Origin of the sequence: Nitrosomonas halophila (assembly GCF_900107165.1) — a bacterium.
Classification (GTDB): domain Bacteria; phylum Pseudomonadota; class Gammaproteobacteria; order Burkholderiales; family Nitrosomonadaceae; genus Nitrosomonas; species Nitrosomonas halophila.
In genome coordinates, this window is sequence record NZ_FNOY01000067.1 from 1 (window position 1) to 15,182 (window position 15,182).

General features: G+C 42.2%; 30 protein-coding genes and 1 pseudogene. 30 read left to right on the top strand and 1 reads right to left on the bottom strand.

Annotated features, from left to right (window positions below; all coding sequences use genetic code 11):
* The 30 genes and pseudogenes from BLV85_RS12165 to rplQ all read left to right on the top strand — a co-directional run.
* Window positions 1-95: EF-Tu C-terminal domain-related protein (locus tag BLV85_RS12165; protein WP_483869871.1), on the top strand; the 95-nt coding region annotated here is incomplete at its 5' end.
* A 181-nt stretch (window positions 96-276) separates the two neighbouring features.
* Window positions 277-585 (top strand): 30S ribosomal protein S10, encoded by a 309-nt coding sequence (gene rpsJ / locus BLV85_RS12170; RefSeq protein ID WP_090415521.1) that lies wholly within the window; start codon window positions 277-279, stop codon window positions 583-585.
* Window positions 586-660: 75 nt separating this feature from the next.
* Window positions 661-1,308, top strand: a complete 648-nt coding sequence (rplC, locus tag BLV85_RS12175) for a 50S ribosomal protein L3 (RefSeq protein WP_090415522.1) — start codon at window positions 661-663, stop codon at window positions 1,306-1,308.
* Between the two features lie 56 nt (window positions 1,309-1,364).
* Complete coding sequence (gene rplD / locus BLV85_RS12180) at window positions 1,365-1,982, top strand: 50S ribosomal protein L4 (RefSeq protein ID WP_090415523.1); 618 nt, start codon at window positions 1,365-1,367, stop codon at window positions 1,980-1,982.
* Window positions 1,979-2,314, top strand: coding sequence for a 50S ribosomal protein L23 (gene rplW / locus BLV85_RS12185; protein ID WP_090415524.1), 336 nt, complete (start codon window positions 1,979-1,981; stop codon window positions 2,312-2,314). Before rplD ends, rplW begins: the two co-directional genes overlap by 4 nt.
* Window positions 2,314-3,147: a 50S ribosomal protein L2 gene (rplB, locus tag BLV85_RS12190; RefSeq protein ID WP_090415525.1), complete on the top strand. Its 834-nt coding sequence runs from the start codon at window positions 2,314-2,316 to the stop codon at window positions 3,145-3,147. The genes rplW and rplB overlap by 1 nt, the downstream gene beginning before the upstream one ends.
* A 6-nt stretch (window positions 3,148-3,153) precedes the next feature.
* Entirely contained in the window at window positions 3,154-3,435 is a 282-nt protein-coding gene (gene rpsS, locus BLV85_RS12195) for a 30S ribosomal protein S19 (protein ID WP_090415526.1), read from the top strand.
* 9 nt (window positions 3,436-3,444) lie between these two features.
* A complete protein-coding gene (gene rplV, locus BLV85_RS12200) occupies window positions 3,445-3,777 on the top strand; it encodes a 50S ribosomal protein L22 (protein ID WP_090415527.1) in 333 nt (110 codons plus the stop codon).
* A 27-nt stretch (window positions 3,778-3,804) separates the two neighbouring features.
* Window positions 3,805-4,431: pseudogene (rpsC, locus tag BLV85_RS12205) on the top strand (30S ribosomal protein S3); the annotation flags it as partial.
* A 98-nt stretch (window positions 4,432-4,529) separates the two neighbouring features.
* Complete coding sequence (gene rplP / locus BLV85_RS12210; RefSeq protein ID WP_090415529.1) at window positions 4,530-4,946, top strand: 50S ribosomal protein L16; 417 nt, start codon at window positions 4,530-4,532, stop codon at window positions 4,944-4,946.
* Window positions 4,947-4,950: 4 nt separating this feature from the next.
* Window positions 4,951-5,145, top strand: coding sequence for a 50S ribosomal protein L29 (gene rpmC / locus BLV85_RS12215; protein ID WP_090415530.1), 195 nt, complete (start codon window positions 4,951-4,953; stop codon window positions 5,143-5,145).
* Window positions 5,142-5,387: a 30S ribosomal protein S17 gene (gene rpsQ / locus BLV85_RS12220; protein WP_090415531.1), complete on the top strand. Its 246-nt coding sequence runs from the start codon at window positions 5,142-5,144 to the stop codon at window positions 5,385-5,387. Before rpmC ends, rpsQ begins: the two co-directional genes overlap by 4 nt.
* A gap of 90 nt (window positions 5,388-5,477) precedes the next feature.
* Window positions 5,478-5,846, top strand: a complete 369-nt coding sequence (gene rplN / locus BLV85_RS12225; protein WP_090415532.1) for a 50S ribosomal protein L14 — start codon at window positions 5,478-5,480, stop codon at window positions 5,844-5,846.
* A 15-nt stretch (window positions 5,847-5,861) separates the two neighbouring features.
* A complete protein-coding gene (gene rplX, locus BLV85_RS12230; RefSeq protein ID WP_090415550.1) occupies window positions 5,862-6,179 on the top strand; it encodes a 50S ribosomal protein L24 in 318 nt (105 codons plus the stop codon).
* An 18-nt stretch (window positions 6,180-6,197) separates the two neighbouring features.
* A complete protein-coding gene (rplE, locus tag BLV85_RS12235) occupies window positions 6,198-6,737 on the top strand; it encodes a 50S ribosomal protein L5 (protein WP_090415533.1) in 540 nt (179 codons plus the stop codon).
* Window positions 6,738-6,746: 9 nt separating this feature from the next.
* Complete coding sequence (gene rpsN, locus BLV85_RS12240) at window positions 6,747-7,052, top strand: 30S ribosomal protein S14 (protein WP_090415534.1); 306 nt, start codon at window positions 6,747-6,749, stop codon at window positions 7,050-7,052.
* A gap of 70 nt (window positions 7,053-7,122) precedes the next feature.
* A complete protein-coding gene (gene rpsH / locus BLV85_RS12245) occupies window positions 7,123-7,518 on the top strand; it encodes a 30S ribosomal protein S8 (protein ID WP_090415535.1) in 396 nt (131 codons plus the stop codon).
* A gap of 20 nt (window positions 7,519-7,538) precedes the next feature.
* Window positions 7,539-8,075, top strand: coding sequence for a 50S ribosomal protein L6 (gene rplF / locus BLV85_RS12250; RefSeq protein WP_090415536.1), 537 nt, complete (start codon window positions 7,539-7,541; stop codon window positions 8,073-8,075).
* Between the two features lie 15 nt (window positions 8,076-8,090).
* The gene (rplR, locus tag BLV85_RS12255) at window positions 8,091-8,447 is read left to right on the top strand and encodes a 50S ribosomal protein L18 (RefSeq protein WP_090415537.1); all 357 of its coding nucleotides are present in this window, start codon (window positions 8,091-8,093) and stop codon (window positions 8,445-8,447) included.
* A gap of 65 nt (window positions 8,448-8,512) precedes the next feature.
* Window positions 8,513-9,001: a 30S ribosomal protein S5 gene (gene rpsE / locus BLV85_RS12260; protein WP_090415538.1), complete on the top strand. Its 489-nt coding sequence runs from the start codon at window positions 8,513-8,515 to the stop codon at window positions 8,999-9,001.
* Window positions 8,998-9,183 carry a 50S ribosomal protein L30 gene (gene rpmD, locus BLV85_RS12265; protein ID WP_090415539.1) on the top strand — a complete coding sequence of 62 codons (186 nt, stop codon included), beginning with the start codon at window positions 8,998-9,000 and terminating at the stop codon, window positions 9,181-9,183. Before rpsE ends, rpmD begins: the two co-directional genes overlap by 4 nt.
* Entirely contained in the window at window positions 9,184-9,645 is a 462-nt protein-coding gene (gene rplO, locus BLV85_RS12270; RefSeq protein WP_090415540.1) for a 50S ribosomal protein L15, read from the top strand.
* Complete coding sequence (secY, locus tag BLV85_RS12275) at window positions 9,635-10,957, top strand: preprotein translocase subunit SecY (RefSeq protein WP_090415541.1); 1,323 nt, start codon at window positions 9,635-9,637, stop codon at window positions 10,955-10,957. Before rplO ends, secY begins: the two co-directional genes overlap by 11 nt.
* An 11-nt stretch (window positions 10,958-10,968) precedes the next feature.
* Window positions 10,969-11,187 (top strand): translation initiation factor IF-1, encoded by a 219-nt coding sequence (gene infA, locus BLV85_RS12280; RefSeq protein ID WP_090415542.1) that lies wholly within the window; start codon window positions 10,969-10,971, stop codon window positions 11,185-11,187.
* A 53-nt stretch (window positions 11,188-11,240) separates the two neighbouring features.
* Window positions 11,241-11,354: a 50S ribosomal protein L36 gene (rpmJ, locus tag BLV85_RS12285; RefSeq protein WP_090415543.1), complete on the top strand. Its 114-nt coding sequence runs from the start codon at window positions 11,241-11,243 to the stop codon at window positions 11,352-11,354.
* 36 nt (window positions 11,355-11,390) lie between these two features.
* Window positions 11,391-11,750 carry a 30S ribosomal protein S13 gene (gene rpsM, locus BLV85_RS12290; RefSeq protein ID WP_090415544.1) on the top strand — a complete coding sequence of 120 codons (360 nt, stop codon included), beginning with the start codon at window positions 11,391-11,393 and terminating at the stop codon, window positions 11,748-11,750.
* Window positions 11,751-11,795: 45 nt separating this feature from the next.
* Window positions 11,796-12,185 (top strand): 30S ribosomal protein S11, encoded by a 390-nt coding sequence (gene rpsK, locus BLV85_RS12295; protein ID WP_090415545.1) that lies wholly within the window; start codon window positions 11,796-11,798, stop codon window positions 12,183-12,185.
* Window positions 12,186-12,197: 12 nt separating this feature from the next.
* On the top strand, window positions 12,198-12,824 hold the full coding sequence (gene rpsD / locus BLV85_RS12300) for a 30S ribosomal protein S4 (RefSeq protein ID WP_090415546.1): 627 nt from the start codon (window positions 12,198-12,200) through the stop codon (window positions 12,822-12,824).
* 37 nt (window positions 12,825-12,861) lie between these two features.
* The gene (locus BLV85_RS12305; protein WP_090415547.1) at window positions 12,862-13,866 is read left to right on the top strand and encodes a DNA-directed RNA polymerase subunit alpha; all 1,005 of its coding nucleotides are present in this window, start codon (window positions 12,862-12,864) and stop codon (window positions 13,864-13,866) included.
* Window positions 13,853-14,245 carry a 50S ribosomal protein L17 gene (gene rplQ, locus BLV85_RS12310; protein WP_090415548.1) on the top strand — a complete coding sequence of 131 codons (393 nt, stop codon included), beginning with the start codon at window positions 13,853-13,855 and terminating at the stop codon, window positions 14,243-14,245. Before BLV85_RS12305 ends, rplQ begins: the two co-directional genes overlap by 14 nt.
* A 283-nt stretch (window positions 14,246-14,528) precedes the next feature.
* Here rplQ and BLV85_RS12315 read toward each other — a convergent pair whose 3' ends face one another.
* On the bottom strand, window positions 14,529-14,729 hold the full coding sequence (locus BLV85_RS12315; RefSeq protein ID WP_090415549.1) for a hypothetical protein: 201 nt from the start codon (window positions 14,727-14,729) through the stop codon (window positions 14,529-14,531).
* Between the last annotated feature and the right edge of the window lie 453 nt (window positions 14,730-15,182).

Below are 15,182 nucleotides of genomic sequence, written 5' to 3' on the forward strand. Positions count from 1 at the left end.
TAGCACCGATTGCAATGGATGAAGGCTTGCGCTTTGCCATCCGCGAAGGCGGTCGGACAGTGGGTGCCGGTGTGGTGGCCAAGGTTATAGAGTAAATTGAGTAATGGGTTGGTGCTTGCAGGTAATTTGATGATTAAGTAAACCCAAGTAGCTGCTGATGTAATCGATAACCTGCTAACTGTTGTTTGTCAAAGACAAGCAACAATCAAAAGCAACGTATTAAGTTGGTGGCTGTAAATTAAGATCAAGAATTAAGAGTTTATAACAGGTTAATCTATGCAAAGTCAAAAAATACGCATTCGCTTAAAAGCTTTCGATTATCGCTTAATCGATAAGTCAGCGATGGAAATTGTCGAAACAGCGAAGCGAACTGGCGCGGTTGTAAGAGGACCAGTTCCGTTGCCTACGCGTATTGAAAGATTTGATTTATTACGCTCTCCGCATGTGAATAAAACATCAAGAGATCAATTCGAAATTAGAACGCATCTCCGTTTAATGGATATTATTGATCCAACAGATAAAACGGTAGATGCCTTGATGAAATTGGATCTACCTGCTGGTGTAGACGTTGAAATTAAGCTGTAGGCAGCGTCGGTTGAGTTATAGCTGATTGTGTATTTTTGAATAGCCTGAATAATAAAAGTAGTTAAAGGAAAAGAAATGATGCCAGGATTAATCGGTAAAAAAATAGGAATGACTAGAGTATTTACCGAAACAGGGAGTAGTGTGCCGGTCACCGTTTTGGATATTTCAGGAAATAGAGTTGTTCAAATCAAATCTGCAAACAAAGACGGATACACTGCGATACAACTTACTCATGGACTGCAACGTTCAAGCCGAATCACCAAGCCATTGTCAGGCCATTTTGCTCGAGCTGGCGTAGAAGCGGGTAAGATTATTAAGGAATTCAGGACTGATCCTGCAGCAATCGCAGATTTGAAGCCTGGTGCAGAGATCAGTGTCGCGCTCTTTGAGGTAGGTCAAAAAGTTGATGTCAGTGGCGTTTCCATAGGTAAGGGTTATGCCGGAACTATCAAAAAACACAACTTTTCCTCTAACCGTGCTAGTCATGGTAATTCAAAATCGCATAATGTACCGGGCTCCATAGGAATGGCCCAAGACCCTGGGCGCGTTTTTCCCGGCAAAAAAATGTCAGGCCGTTTGGGTAACGAGAAATGTACGATCCAGAATATTGAAGTAGTACGAGTCGATGTGCAGCGAGGACTGTTGTTTCTGAAAGGATCCGTTCCTGGAGCAAAGGGTAATGGCGTTTTTATTCGTCCTGGCATTAAACAGACACATAAATAAAAGACCGTAGCTTAATCATATCCATTTAGCATAGTAGAAAAAAATTTGGGGGCGAAGTGAAGATTTTATGTGTGAACGAAAATGGGACATCAGAAGAGTTGAGTCTCTCTGATTCTGTTTTTGGCAGAGCTTATAACGAAGCACTAGTGCATCAGATTGTTAAGTCATATTTGGCCAATGCTCGAACAGGGACTCGCGCGCAGAAAGGTCGCTCCGAGGTCGCTAGGTCGACTCATAAACAGTGGCGGCAGAAAGGCACTGGCAGGGCGCGAACTGGTGCAGCATCGAATCCAATATGGCGTGGCGGTGGAAAAATATTTCCAAACAAGCCAGACGAGAACTTTAGTCATAAAGTTAACCGAAAGATGTATCGTGCCGGAATATGTACGATCCTTTCCCAGCTTGTGAGAGAAAATAGAATTAAATTTGTCGATGACTTCACAGTAGCGACGCCTAAAACTAAGGATTTCGTCCAGAAACTGGGTACTCACCAGCTATCTAATGTACTGGTTATCACAGATGCAATCGATGATAATTTATATCTGGCGTCGAGAAATGTGCCCCATGCTAGAGTAGTGGAAGTTGCAGGCATCGATCCTGTCAGTTTGATGCATTACGATAGCATCATCGTCACTAAGGCGACAGCCAAACAATTTGAAAGTGTGCTGCTATGAAAACAGTAAATATTAGTCGAGAAAGAGCGTTCCAGATTATTCTGTCACCACAAATTTCTGAGAAAGCCACTTTTATTGCAGATAAACACCATCAAATTATTTTTCGTGTCGCTTCAGATGCGAACAAAACTGAGATTAAATCAGCAATAGAACAGTTATGGGAATCGCAGAAAATACAGGTAGAGAGTGTTCAAATCTCCAACGTTAAAGGTAAAAATAAGAGATTTGGTCGCTTTATGGGTAAGAGATCTGGCTGGAAAAAAGCATATGTCAGTCTAAAAGGTGATCAAGAAATCGACTTTACTGATGTAAAGTTATTTGAGGATAAGTAATGGCACTTGTAAAAACCAAACCTACCTCACCAGGTCGCAGAGGGGTAATTAAACTAGTTAACAATTTTCTGCATAAGGGTGAGCCCTATGCAAAATTACTAGAAAAAAAGAAAAAACATGCCGGACGAAACAATAGCGGCAGGATTACAGTTCGCCATATAGGTGGGGGGCATAAACAACATTATCGTATCGTTGACTTTAAGAGAAATAAGGACGATATCCCAGCTAAGGTTGAAAGGATAGAATACGATCCAAACCGAAGTGCCCATCTTGCTTTGCTTTGTTATGCTGATGGCGAGAGAAGGTATGTTATTGCTACAAAGGATACGGTTGTAGGATCAATGCTTGTGAATGGCCCAAGTGCGCCAATCAAGTCGGGCAATACTTTGCCTATACGTAATATACCTATAGGAAGCACCCTGCATTGTGTTGAGCTTAAGCCAGGTAAAGGGGCGCAGCTGGCACGATCAGCGGGATCATCGGTTCAACTGATGGCTAGGGAGGGTAACTACTCGCAAATTAAACTGAGATCAGGCGAAATAAGAAAAATTCATATAGACTGTCGTGCCACTCTCGGAGAAGTGGGCAATGCAGAGCATAATCTCAGGTCAATCGGTAAGGCCGGTGCGACGCGCTGGAGAGGTATACGGCCAACCGTCAGAGGGGTTGCAATGAATCCTGTTGATCACCCGCATGGCGGTGGTGAGGGTAAAACTGCCGCTGGCCGGCATCCTGTCAGCCCCTGGGGTACACCAGCAAAAGGTTCTCGCACACGCAGGAATAAAAGAACAGATAATATGATTGTACGTAGCAGGTATTCTAAAAAAGGTTAATTTAGTATGAGTCGCTCTATTTCAAAAGGCCCATTTGTTGATCTGCATCTCATCAACAAAGTTTATACTGCGCGTCAGAAAAATGACAAGAAACCAATTAAAACATGGTCACGACGCTCTACAATTCTTCCTGACTTCATAGGATTGACTATTGCCGTGCACAATGGTAAGCAGCATGTTCCTGTATTTATTACGGAAAATATGGTCGGGCATAAATTAGGCGAATTTTCACATACTAGAACCTTTAAAGGTCATGCTGGTGATAAAAAAGCCGGTTCTAAGCGATAAGGATAATAAATGCAAACTACAGCTGTCTTACGTGGAGTTAGATTATCTGCTCAGAAAGGACGCCTCGTCGCAGATCAAATAAGAGGACTGAGTGTAGAACAGGCAATTAAGGTGTTGACCTTCAGTCCTAAAAAGGGTGCAGAAATCATATTGAAATTGCTGGAATCTGCGGTAGCAAATGCTGAACATAATGAGGGCGCGGATATTGACGAACTGAATGTTTCCAAAATTTATGTCGACCGTGGGCCTTCACTCAAACGGGTCAGTCCTCGAGCTAAGGGTAGAGGTAATCGCATTGTTAAACCAACTTGCCATATATTGCTGACTGTTGGTGATAAATAGTATATAAAATAAGGACTTGAAGTAATTATGGGACAGAAAATTAACCCAACAGGCTTTCGGCTTTCAGTTTTAAAGAATTGGTCATCACGCTGGTATGCGAATACTAAGAAATTCCCGGATTTTCTAAGAGAAGACATACAGGTCAGACAATATCTTTTGAAAAAATTGAGCCATGCCTCAGTGGGAAATATTGTCATTGAGAGGCCTTCAAAAAATGCCCGTATTACCATTCATACTTCAAGGCCTGGTGTTGTGATTGGAAAAAAGGGTGAAGATATTGAGATTTTGAGACGGAATGTTGAAAAGCTGATGGCTATTCCTGTTCATATTAATATTGAAGAAATCCGCAAACCAGAAATAGATGCGCAACTCATCGCTGCTAATATTACACAACAGCTCGAGAAAAGAATTATGTTCAGGCGGGCGATGAAGCGAGCCATACAAAATGCAATGAGACTCGGTGCCCAAGGCATTAAAATTATGAGCTCCGGCCGTTTGAACGGAATCGAGATCGCGCGTACAGAGTGGTATCGTGAAGGAAGAGTGCCTCTTCATACTTTAAGGGCAGAAGTGGATTATGGCACTGCTGAAGCCAAAACGACCTACGGGGTCATTGGCGTAAAAGTATGGGTATTTAAAGGTGAACAGCTCTCTATCAAAGAGCGGCAGGTTTAGATCATCTATAGATTAAAGTGATGAATCTTTTGGTATCCATTGAAGATTAATCGAAATTAGGCTAAGGAATACTTTAGATGTTGCAACCATCCAGAACCAAATATAGAAAGCAACATAAAGGGCGAAATACCGGCATCGCGACCAGAGGAAACAAGGTAAGTTTTGGTGAATTCGGTTTAAAGGCAGTTGGTCGTGGTCGATTGACTTCGCGCCAGATTGAAGCTGCTAGACGTGCGATGACAAGGCATATCAAACGCGGTGGTAGAATTTGGATCAGAATTTTCCCGGATAAACCGATATCCCAAAAACCTGCCGAGGTTCGGATGGGCAAGGGAAAAGGCAATCCAGAATACTACGTTGCTGAGATTCAGCCTGGCAAGATGTTGTATGAGATGGACGGAGTGGATGAAGCATTAGCCCGAGAGGCATTCAGATTGGCTTCCGCAAAACTTCCAGTACAGACAACTTTTGTTGTAAGGCAATTAGGAACTTAAGTATATGAAAACTGAAGAATTGAGAAACAAGGATCGAGCGGAGTTAGAGAAAGAATTGCTTTCCTTGCGTAGAACACAATTTGGGTTGCGGATGAGACAGGCCACTCAGCAGTTAGAGAATGTTTCACAAATCAAGAATGTTCGACGTGATATAGCCCGCGTCAAAACCATTTTAGGACAGAAAGCGGCACAATCATGAATATGGATAATCCAAGTAATATTCTGATCGGTCAAGTGGTCAGTGACAATAGAGATAAAACGGTAACTGTTCGCATTGACCGGAAAGTCAAACATCCGCTATATGGCAAGATTATCAAGCGTTCCCGAAAATTTCATGCGCATGATGAGCTCAATCAATATAAAATAGGCGATTTGGTCGAAATTTGTGAAACCAAGCCTGTATCAAAAACCAAATCTTGGAAAGTGATTAAAGCGGTCTAAAATAAAAGTTAGTTAGGGAGGGGTTGAAATTAGACTCCAAAGCTTGGCTCAACTTCTAAACCGAAATATTAACTGGGTGTAAAAGAGATTATGATTCAAATGCAGTCGGTGCTGAAAGTCGCGGATAATACTGGCGCACGTTCCGTTATGTGTATCAAGGTTTTAGGTGGATCGAAACGGAGATTCGCTGGTGTGGGTGACATCATCAAAGTAGCTGTCAAGGATGCAGCACCCCGAGGGCGCGTTAAAAAAGGCGAAGTATATAATGCCGTTGTCGTCCGTACTGCCAAGGGTGTACGACGTGCAGATGGATCCTTGATTAAGTTCGACTCCAATGCAGCAGTTATATTGAACGCTAAACTTGAACCCATCGGTACGCGCATTTTTGGTCCCGTTACGCGTGAGCTGCGTACAGCAAAATTTATGAAAATAGTGTCATTAGCACCTGAGGTTTTATAGTAGAGGTAGATGATTATGAAAAAAATACGAAAAGGTGATGACGTTATCGTAATAGCTGGGAAAGATAAGGGCAAGCGATCCACTATCCTAAAATATGAATCGGATGAGCGTGTTATCGTACAGGGCCTCAATAAAGTTAAGAAGCATGTCAAGCCCAATCCCAATAAAAATGTAACTGGTGGTATTGTTGAGATGGAAATGCCCATACATATTTCAAATATTGCCATTTACAATTTTTCAGCTAAAAAAGCAGATCGCGTGGGCTTCAAGCTGGATGAATCTGGTTTAAAAGTGCGCTACTTTAAATCTGATGGTAGCCTGATCGACTCGTAATAAGGCAATGTATAAAAAATGACGCGATTACAAGATTTTTATCGACACACGGTAGTGAAAGAGCTGATTGACAGATTTAGTTATAAATCTGCCATGCAGGTTCCTCGAATCACAAAAATTACGCTTAATATGGGCGTAGGCGAGGCATCTGTAGATAAAAAAATCATTGAAAATGCCTTTAATGATCTGGAAAAGATTAGTGGGCAACGGCCGATCATAACCAAGGCTCGCAAATCGATTGCCACCTTCAAGGTCCGTGCCGGCTATCCAGTTGGTTGTATGGTGACGCTGCGAGACAGGAAAATGTATGAGTTCCTGGATAGACTGGTCAACATTGCCATTCCTCGTATCCGCGACTTCAGAGGCATTCAGGTTAAGGGATTTGATGGGCGAGGAAATTTCAATATGGGGATAAAGGAACAAATTATTTTCCCAGAGATAGATTATGATAAAATCGATAAATTGCGTGGATTGAACATAACCGTAACGACTACAGCGAAGACTGACGCTGAGGCAAAGGCATTGCTGTCTGCATTTAGATTTCCATTCAGAAGCTAAGGAAGTATTGTGGCAAAAAAATCAATAATTAATAGAAATTTAAAAAGAATAAAAATTGTAGATAAATTTGCAAAGCGCAGATCTGAAATACTGGCTATTCTGGATGACCCCAGTATTGATTATGAGCAAAAATTGGCGGCGAGAGAATCATTGCAAAAATTGCCACGTGATTCCAGTCCGGTAAGGCTACGCCAGCGATGTGCGCTCACAGGCCGCCCGAGAGGTGTGTATAAAAAATTTGGACTTGGACGTATTAAGTTACGTGAAATTGCAATGTCTGGCCAGATTCCAGGTGTCATTAAGGCTAGCTGGTAACTGGTTGAAGACACTGGATCTTGACAATAAGCTTAAGTGTTAAAGACTATTAAAATAGTGGTGTAATTATATGTGTATGACTGATCCCATTTCAGATATGTTAACTCGTATAAGAAATGCACAATTATCAGAAAGAAAAGAAGTTGTAATGCCTTCGTCTAAACTTAAGTTGTCTATTTTAAAAGTCTTGAAGGATGAAGGCTATATACAGGACTATAAACTCATCGATTTAGATAAAAAGTCCCACATCAGCGTTTTGTTGAAATATTTCAATGGCTGTGCTGTTATAGAGACGATTAAACGTGTTAGTCGGCCTGGATTAAGGATTTACAAGCCAAAAACTGATTTGCCTCAGGTGATGAATGGGCTCGGTATTGCTATAGTTTCAACTTCTAAAGGTGTAATGACAGAGCGCTCGGCTAGGGAAAGTGGTTTGGGTGGTGAAATCCTGTGTATCGTGACCTAAGGTAATAAGGATTAAGAATAATGACTTTTGCAACCACAAAACCAATTTCTGTTCCCGAAAATGTTGACATTCAGGTGAAAGCTTCTACTGTAACCGTCACAGGTCCTTTGGGAGAGTTATTACAGGAATTTGACAAGCAAACTGTAAAAATTAGCCTGGATTCTGGTTCCCTCGAGGTCAGTGCCTTGAAAGCAACCAAGCATGCCAAGGCAATCATTGGCACACTCAGGTCGTTGATCATTAATATGATTACTGGCGTTACCAGCGGCTTTGAGAAAAAACTATTGCTGGTTGGTGTTGGCTATAGAGCGCAAGTTGCAGGCACAAATCTTAATCTCAGTCTGGGATTTTCGCATCCTGTTGTTTATACTCTGCCAAATGGCGTTCAGGCTGAAGTACCGACACAGACCGAAATTCGGATTAAGGGAATCGATAAGCAAGCAGTTGGACAAGTTGCAGCTGAAATCAGAGGGTTTCGTAAGCCAGAGCCATATAAAGGCAAAGGTATTAGATTCGCCGATGAAAGAATAGTGTTGAAAGAAACCAAGAAAAAATAAATTAGGAATGCATAAATGCTAACGACAAAGCAAATGCGTTTACGTAGATCAAAAGCTACGAGACTAAAGATTCTGAATTCTGGTAAATACAGATTGCTAGTGCATAGAAGCAATAAGCATATTTATGCACAAGTATTTGATCCCGCCGCCAGTAAGGTTATTGCATGTGCCTCTACGGTAGAGCCAGCAGTGAAAGCCAAATATCCCAATGGAAGCACTATTGAGGCGGCAAAGTTCGTTGGTGAATTGGTCGCAAAAAAATCGCTAGAGCACAATGTAAGTGATGTAGCTTTTGACCGTAGCGGATTTAAGTATCATGGCCGTGTAAAGGCCTTGGCTGAATCTGCAAGAAGTGCTGGCATTAAGTTTTGATTTAGGAGTGCAAAGTGGCAAGAGTTACAAAAGCACCTGGCGGTCGCGCCCAGGAGGATAGCAAAATGGACGGTTTGAAAGAGAAAATGGTCTCTGTCAACCGTGTCACGAAAGTGGTCAAGGGCGGTCGCATACTCGGTTTTGCTGCATTGACGGTAGTTGGCGATGGTAATGGCAGTATCGGAATGGGCAAAGGCAAATCACGCGAAGTGCCGGTCGCTGTCCAGAAAGCAATAGAGGAGGCGCGCCAAAAAATGATCAAAGTCAATTTGGCTGATGGCACACTTCATCATGCTGTCATCGGTGAGCATGGTGCAGCTAAGGTGTACATGCAACCGGCTTCCGAAGGAACCGGTATTATCGCAGGTGGTCCAATGCGAGCTATTTTTGAAGTCATGGGCATACATAACATTCTGGCTAAATGCATAGGTTCTACCAATCCTTACAACATTGTGCGTGCCACTATTAATGGTCTTAGTAAGGTTAACTCCCCGGCTATGATTGCGGCTAAGCGTGGGAAGTCGGTAGAAGATATTCTGGGACATAGAGAATGAGTCAAGTCAAGTCTCTCAAAGTAACGCTAGTTAAAAGTCTAATTGGCACGAAGAAGAATCATAGGCTCAGTGCACAGGGATTGGGTCTGAGAAAAGTTAATCAATCTGTTATTGTTGATGATACCCCATCCAATCGAGGCATGATTAATACCATTAACTATTTAGTGAAATTAGAGGGTTAAGTGAAGCTCAATACTATTAAACCTGCAATTGGATCCAATGTTGCTCGTCGTCGGGTAGGTAGAGGCATCGGCTCAGGTTTGGGTAAAACTTGTGGGCGTGGGCATAAAGGTCAGAAGTCTCGTGCCGGCGGATTTCATAAAGTAGGTTTTGAGGGTGGGCAGATGCCACTCCAGCGCCGCCTGCCAAAGCGTGGATTTACCATATATGGCAAACAGGCTACACAAGAGATTAAATTATCTGATCTATTAAAAATTGGTCAAAATGCGATTGATCCGAACGTGTTGTTCGAACATGGATTGGTCAAAGATACTCGCACACGTTTAAAGGTTATCTGGTCTCAGTGTACTGTTGATAAAGCATTAATCATTAAAAATATCCAAGTCTCGCAAGGTGCTCGTGCTGCAATCGAGCAGTCAGGTGGAGCTGTAGAATTTACGCAAAAAGAAGCTAATGGCATCTAAATCTAAAGTCTCAACGACTGATAAATTTTATGACCTAAAGAAACGTCTCTGGTTTCTTTTGTTGGCACTTATAGTATATAGAATCGGCGCCCATGTACCTGTCCCAGGGATAGACCCGGTTGTACTTAAGGAGCTTTTCGAAACCCAAGAAAGTGGCATTCTTGGGATGTTCAATATGTTCTCAGGCGGTGCTCTGTCGCGTTTTTCGATATTCGCGCTAGGCATCATGCCTTATATTTCCGCATCGATCATCATGCAACTGGGTACGGTTGCAGTACCGCATCTGGAATCATTAAAGAAAGAGGGTGAATCGGGACGCCGCAAAATTACACAATATACCCGCTACGGCACGCTGTTATTGGCTTCACTTCAAAGTTATGGCATTTCTATCGCGCTCCAATCACAGGCAGGGTTAGTTATTACACCTGGCCCGTTGTTTCTATTTACTACTATTGTTACGCTTGTTACAGGTACGGTTTTTTTAATGTGGCTCGGTGAGCAGATAACCGAGCGCGGAATTGGTAATGGTATATCGCTAATTATTTTTGCAGGTATTGCAGCCGGGCTCCCTAGCGCTATTGGCGGCACGCTTGAGCTCGTCAATACCGGAGCGATGCATTTTCTGACTGCGTTATTTATCTTTATTGCCGCTTTAGCTGTAACTGCTTTTGTCGTTTTTGTCGAGCGAGGGCAAAGGAAAATTTTGGTCAATTACGCGAAGCGACAGGTGGGGCGTCAGGTAGTCGGCGGTCAATCTTCCCACCTTCCATTGAAATTAAATATGGCTGGCGTAATTCCACCGATCTTCGCTTCCAGTATAATATTGTTCCCAGCAACTTTAGCTGGGTGGTTTTCAGACGATGTCGATTTACTGTGGCTAAAAGATTTTAGTGCAGCATTATCACCAGGCCAGCCTGTATACGTAATATTGTATGCAGCATTAATTATATTCTTTTGCTTTTTTTATACAGCATTGGTTTTCAATCCAAGAGAAACTTCTGACAATCTTAAAAAGAGTGGTGCTTTCATTCCTGGTATCCGGCCAGGTGAGCAAACCTCAAAATATATCGAACGTATCATGCTTCGTCTGACTCTGATAGGTTCTATTTATGTTACGCTGGTTTGTTTATTGCCCGAGTTCATGATTCTTAAATGGAACGTGCCGTTCTATTTTGGTGGTACCTCATTGCTGATTATCGTGGTTGTCACTATGGATTTTATGGCTCAGGTACAGTCTCATGTAATGTCTGGTCAATACGAGAGTCTGCTGAAGAAGGCCAACTTTAAGTCCGGTTCAAGCTTTTCGCGGTAAAAGATTTAACAATGGCGAAAGAAGAAACTATTCAGATGCAAGGGGAGGTTATTGAAACACTCCCTAATGCAACTTTTCGAATTAAGCTTGAAAATGGCCATGTTGTGCTTGGTCATATTTCTGGGAAAATGCGCATGAATTATATCCGGATTTTGCCTGGTGATAAGGTGACTGTCGATCTTACACATTACGATTTATCGCGAGCCCGCATTACTTTTCGTACTAAATAATCTTTTACATGTTTTGATTAGCTATATCACGAAATAAATTTTGGAGTCGATCAATGAAAGTGCGCGCATCAATAAAAAAAATATGCAGAAATTGCAAAATTATTAGACGTCATCGTGTCGTTCGAGTCATTTGTACCGATGCACGACACAAGCAACGTCAAGGATAAACATCCAATTTCCCATAAATTGCTCAAGGTAAGAAAATGGCACGTATAGCTGGTGTAAACATACCAAATAATCAACATGTTAATATTGCATTAACATCTATTTATGGAATTGGTAACGCTACCGCTCGTAAAATTTGTACGGATTTAGATATAACGCCCTCCGTTAAACTCAAAGATATTTCGGATGCCAAACTCGACGAGTTGCGTGATTATATTGGCAGGCTTGTCGTCGAAGGTGATCTTCGTCGCGAGGTCTCTATGAATATCAAGAGACTCATTGATCTCGGTTCTTATCGTGGATTGCGGCATCGTAGAGGTTTGCCTGTCAGAGGACAACGGACTAAAACCAACGCTAGAACGAGAAAAGGCCCGCGCAAAGCAGTCCGATCGAGATAACGTCAATATTCAGCGCTATTATTCAATACTTAGGATGTTATTTTAATGGTCAAGTCATTATCTAAAGCTAGAAAAAAAACAAAAAAGAATGTTGTTGAAGGGGTAGCTCATATCCATGCTTCTTTCAACAACACCATTGTCACGATCTCGGATCGACAAGGAAATGCATTATCCTGGGCAACCTCCGGTGGCGTTGGTTTCAAGGGATCCCGCAAAAGCACGCCTTTTGCAGCGCAAGTTGCGGCCGAGCAAGCTGGAAGATTAGCTATGGATTGCGGCGTTAAAAATCTTGAAGTGAGGGTGAAAGGGCCGGGCCCTGGCCGTGATTCGGCTGTACGAGCACTGAACGCAACTGGCTTTAAGATTACTAGCATAACCGACGTGACGCCTGTCCCCCATAATGGATGTAGGCCACCTAAGAAACGTCGTATTTAAGGAGAATCTAATATGGCCAGAAATCTAAATCCAAAATGTAGACAATGTCGCCGTGAGAAAGAAAAATTATTTTTAAAAGGCGATAAATGTTTTACGGAAAAATGCGCGATTGAACGTCGGAACTATCCTCCGGGGCAGCATGGGCAGAAAAAAACCAGAATGTCAGACTATGCAGTTCAGCTGAGGGAAAAACAAAAAATCAGAAGAATATATGGTTTGCTCGAACATCAATTCCGTAATGTTTATAAACAGGCAGATCGTCAAAAGGGCGTCACTGGTGAAAATTTATTGCAGTTACTAGAAGGGCGGCTTGATAATGTTGCTTATCATATGGGTTTTGGCGCTTCGAGATCGGAGTCTAGGCAAATTGTTCGGCACAACTGTATTTTAGTCAACGATAAGAGAGTCAATATACCTTCGTTTCAAGTATCGCCTGGCGACAAAATCGAAGTTGCTGAACATGCTAAAAAGTATATTCGCATCAAGTCGTCTGCTGAAATTGCAAAAAAACGAAATATTCCGTCTTGGGTTGAGGTCGACTCTGATAATTTGACTGGTGTGTACAAAAGTAAGCCTGAACGTGGCGATCTTTCATCAACCATTAATGAATCTTTGGTTATCGAACTCTATTCTAAGTAATTAGATTAGATAACAGTTCTCACATATTGGCAACGTTATGTCATTAAATAGTTTTCTCACACCTAGAATAGTTGAGGTTCAGAATATTACGCCTCTGCATGCAAAGGTGATAATGGAGCCATTCGAGCGCGGTTTTGGGTACACCTTAGGCAATGCATTACGTCGTGTGCTTTTATCTTCCATTTCGGGTTGTGCGCCGACCAAGGTAACCATTGCTGGTGTGGTGCATGAATATTCCTCACTTGATGGTATTCAGGAGGACGTTGTTGATCTTATTTTGAATCTTAAGGGCATTATTTTTAAGCTTCATAATAAATCACATGCGCTTATCACACTCAATAAAAGTTCTGAAGGGTTAGTAACAGCGGCTGATATTGATTTACCGCATGATGTCGAGATTATCAATCCTGATCATCCCATAGCACATATTACAGCGGGTGGTAAGCTTGATCTACAGATTGTAGTGGAAGAGGGCAGAGGTTATCAGCCGGTATCCGCACGTCGCACCGACGATGCTGACATCTCAGTCGGTGAGATACTGCTTGATGCATCTTTCAGTCCAATACGCCGAGTTAGCTATGCTATAGAAAGTGCACGGGTAGAGCAACGTACTGATCTTGATAAGTTAATCATTGATATTGAAACAAATGGTTCGGTCGATCCTGAAGAGGTGATTCGCTATGCGGCGAGAGTCCTAGTCGAACAGTTCTCCTTTTTTGCTGATTTGGAAAGCACCCCTTTGCCTGCGGAACAGCCTAAAACGCCTGCAATCGATCCCATTCTACTCAGACCGGTAGATGATCTTGAGCTTACGGTTAGATCAGCCAATTGTCTCAAAGTAGAAAATATATTTTATATTGGAGATTTAATTCAGCGTACTGAAGCTGAATTATTGCGGACTCCGAATTTAGGTCGTAAGTCACTCAATGAAATCAAGGAAGTCTTGGCTGCGCGTGATTTATCATTAGGTATGAAACTTGAAAATTGGCCCCCAGCCAATCTTGAAAATTATGTAAAGGAAACAGGTCATGCGACATCGTAATGGTTTACGTAAGCTTAATCGCACCTCTAGCCATCGCTTAGCCATGTTCAGAAACATGACTAATTCTTTGCTGCAGCATGAGATCATCAAAACAACATTGCCAAAAGCAAAAGAATTACGACGAGTAGTAGAACCGGTTATTACCCTGGGTAAAAAACCTTCGTTAGCGAATAAACGTCTTGCTTTTAATCGGCTCAGAAATCGTGATATGGTTTTAAAAGTTTTTTCTGAATTGGGGCCACGCTATCAATCTAGAAATGGTGGCTATTTGAGAATTCTCAAATGTGGATTCAGAAAAGGCGATAATGCTCCTATGGCTATCGTTGAATTGCTTGATAGAATCGATCAAGAAACTGTCGCTGAAATCGTAGATAATTAAACTTATTTGCTTATCAGACAGGCCTTCTGTCTGATAAGTTTTAAATCCTGTGTGCTTTGATGATCAACCTGCCTGCAATCTACATCTAGTTATTTACCAAGACTGATACGCTCACGAGAACTGAGTGTAAGTATTAGTCAGATCAGATTAACCTGTTGTTTATCGGTGTTCTGTTTCATGACCTCTGTTGTGCCTGGCACGGCCAAATATTTTTTCGACCTCGTAATTTCTCTCATTTAAGGCTGTTGTAAAAAGCCGAAGAAGCTGTTTGGTAATTCCAATCTCAGATCAAATTGCTCAACCCTGTGGCTACTGTAGCGTTATTGTTACCGAAAAGCATCTGGATGACCGCTGCCCATTGGGCCTCGCCAAGACGGCGGTTGAAATTGCGGATGGACATTGTTTTCTGCCATCTTTGCGAGCACAGCGAAGCAATCCAGCCTAGCGTCAGCTTGGCTTCGATACCGACCGAGTCGCTTGCCAAGATGCTTGCGGTTTGGAATAACCATCCGTATCCACATGCGTCATACTAGGGCACGTTCACTCAAGTTCAGCATTTCCAAACAGAGCTTCTTAGATATTTTTTTATTCTCTATTCCCCTTTTATACATAGCTTTGGTTCACTTGACACTGAACTTTGTGCGCCATGCATGAAAAATGCTATTAATACACTGAGGAAAGTTCGAATTTAACGCAATTGCCAGCAGGCTGCGTAGTGTTGAAATATTGCGAGAACCCTGCTGCATGCATGCCGGTATGATTGTATAGGATATGATGCCTGCTAAACTGCTTTTTCTTCCGGGCGCCTCAGGCAAAACTGATTTCTGGGTGCCTGTCGCGAATTTATTAGTCCGAAGTAAGGTTAAAACCACCGCCTTTAAGGCGGTAAGATTTATCTTTTAAAATTTTGGACGTACCATGATGCTAAAAGTAGGGG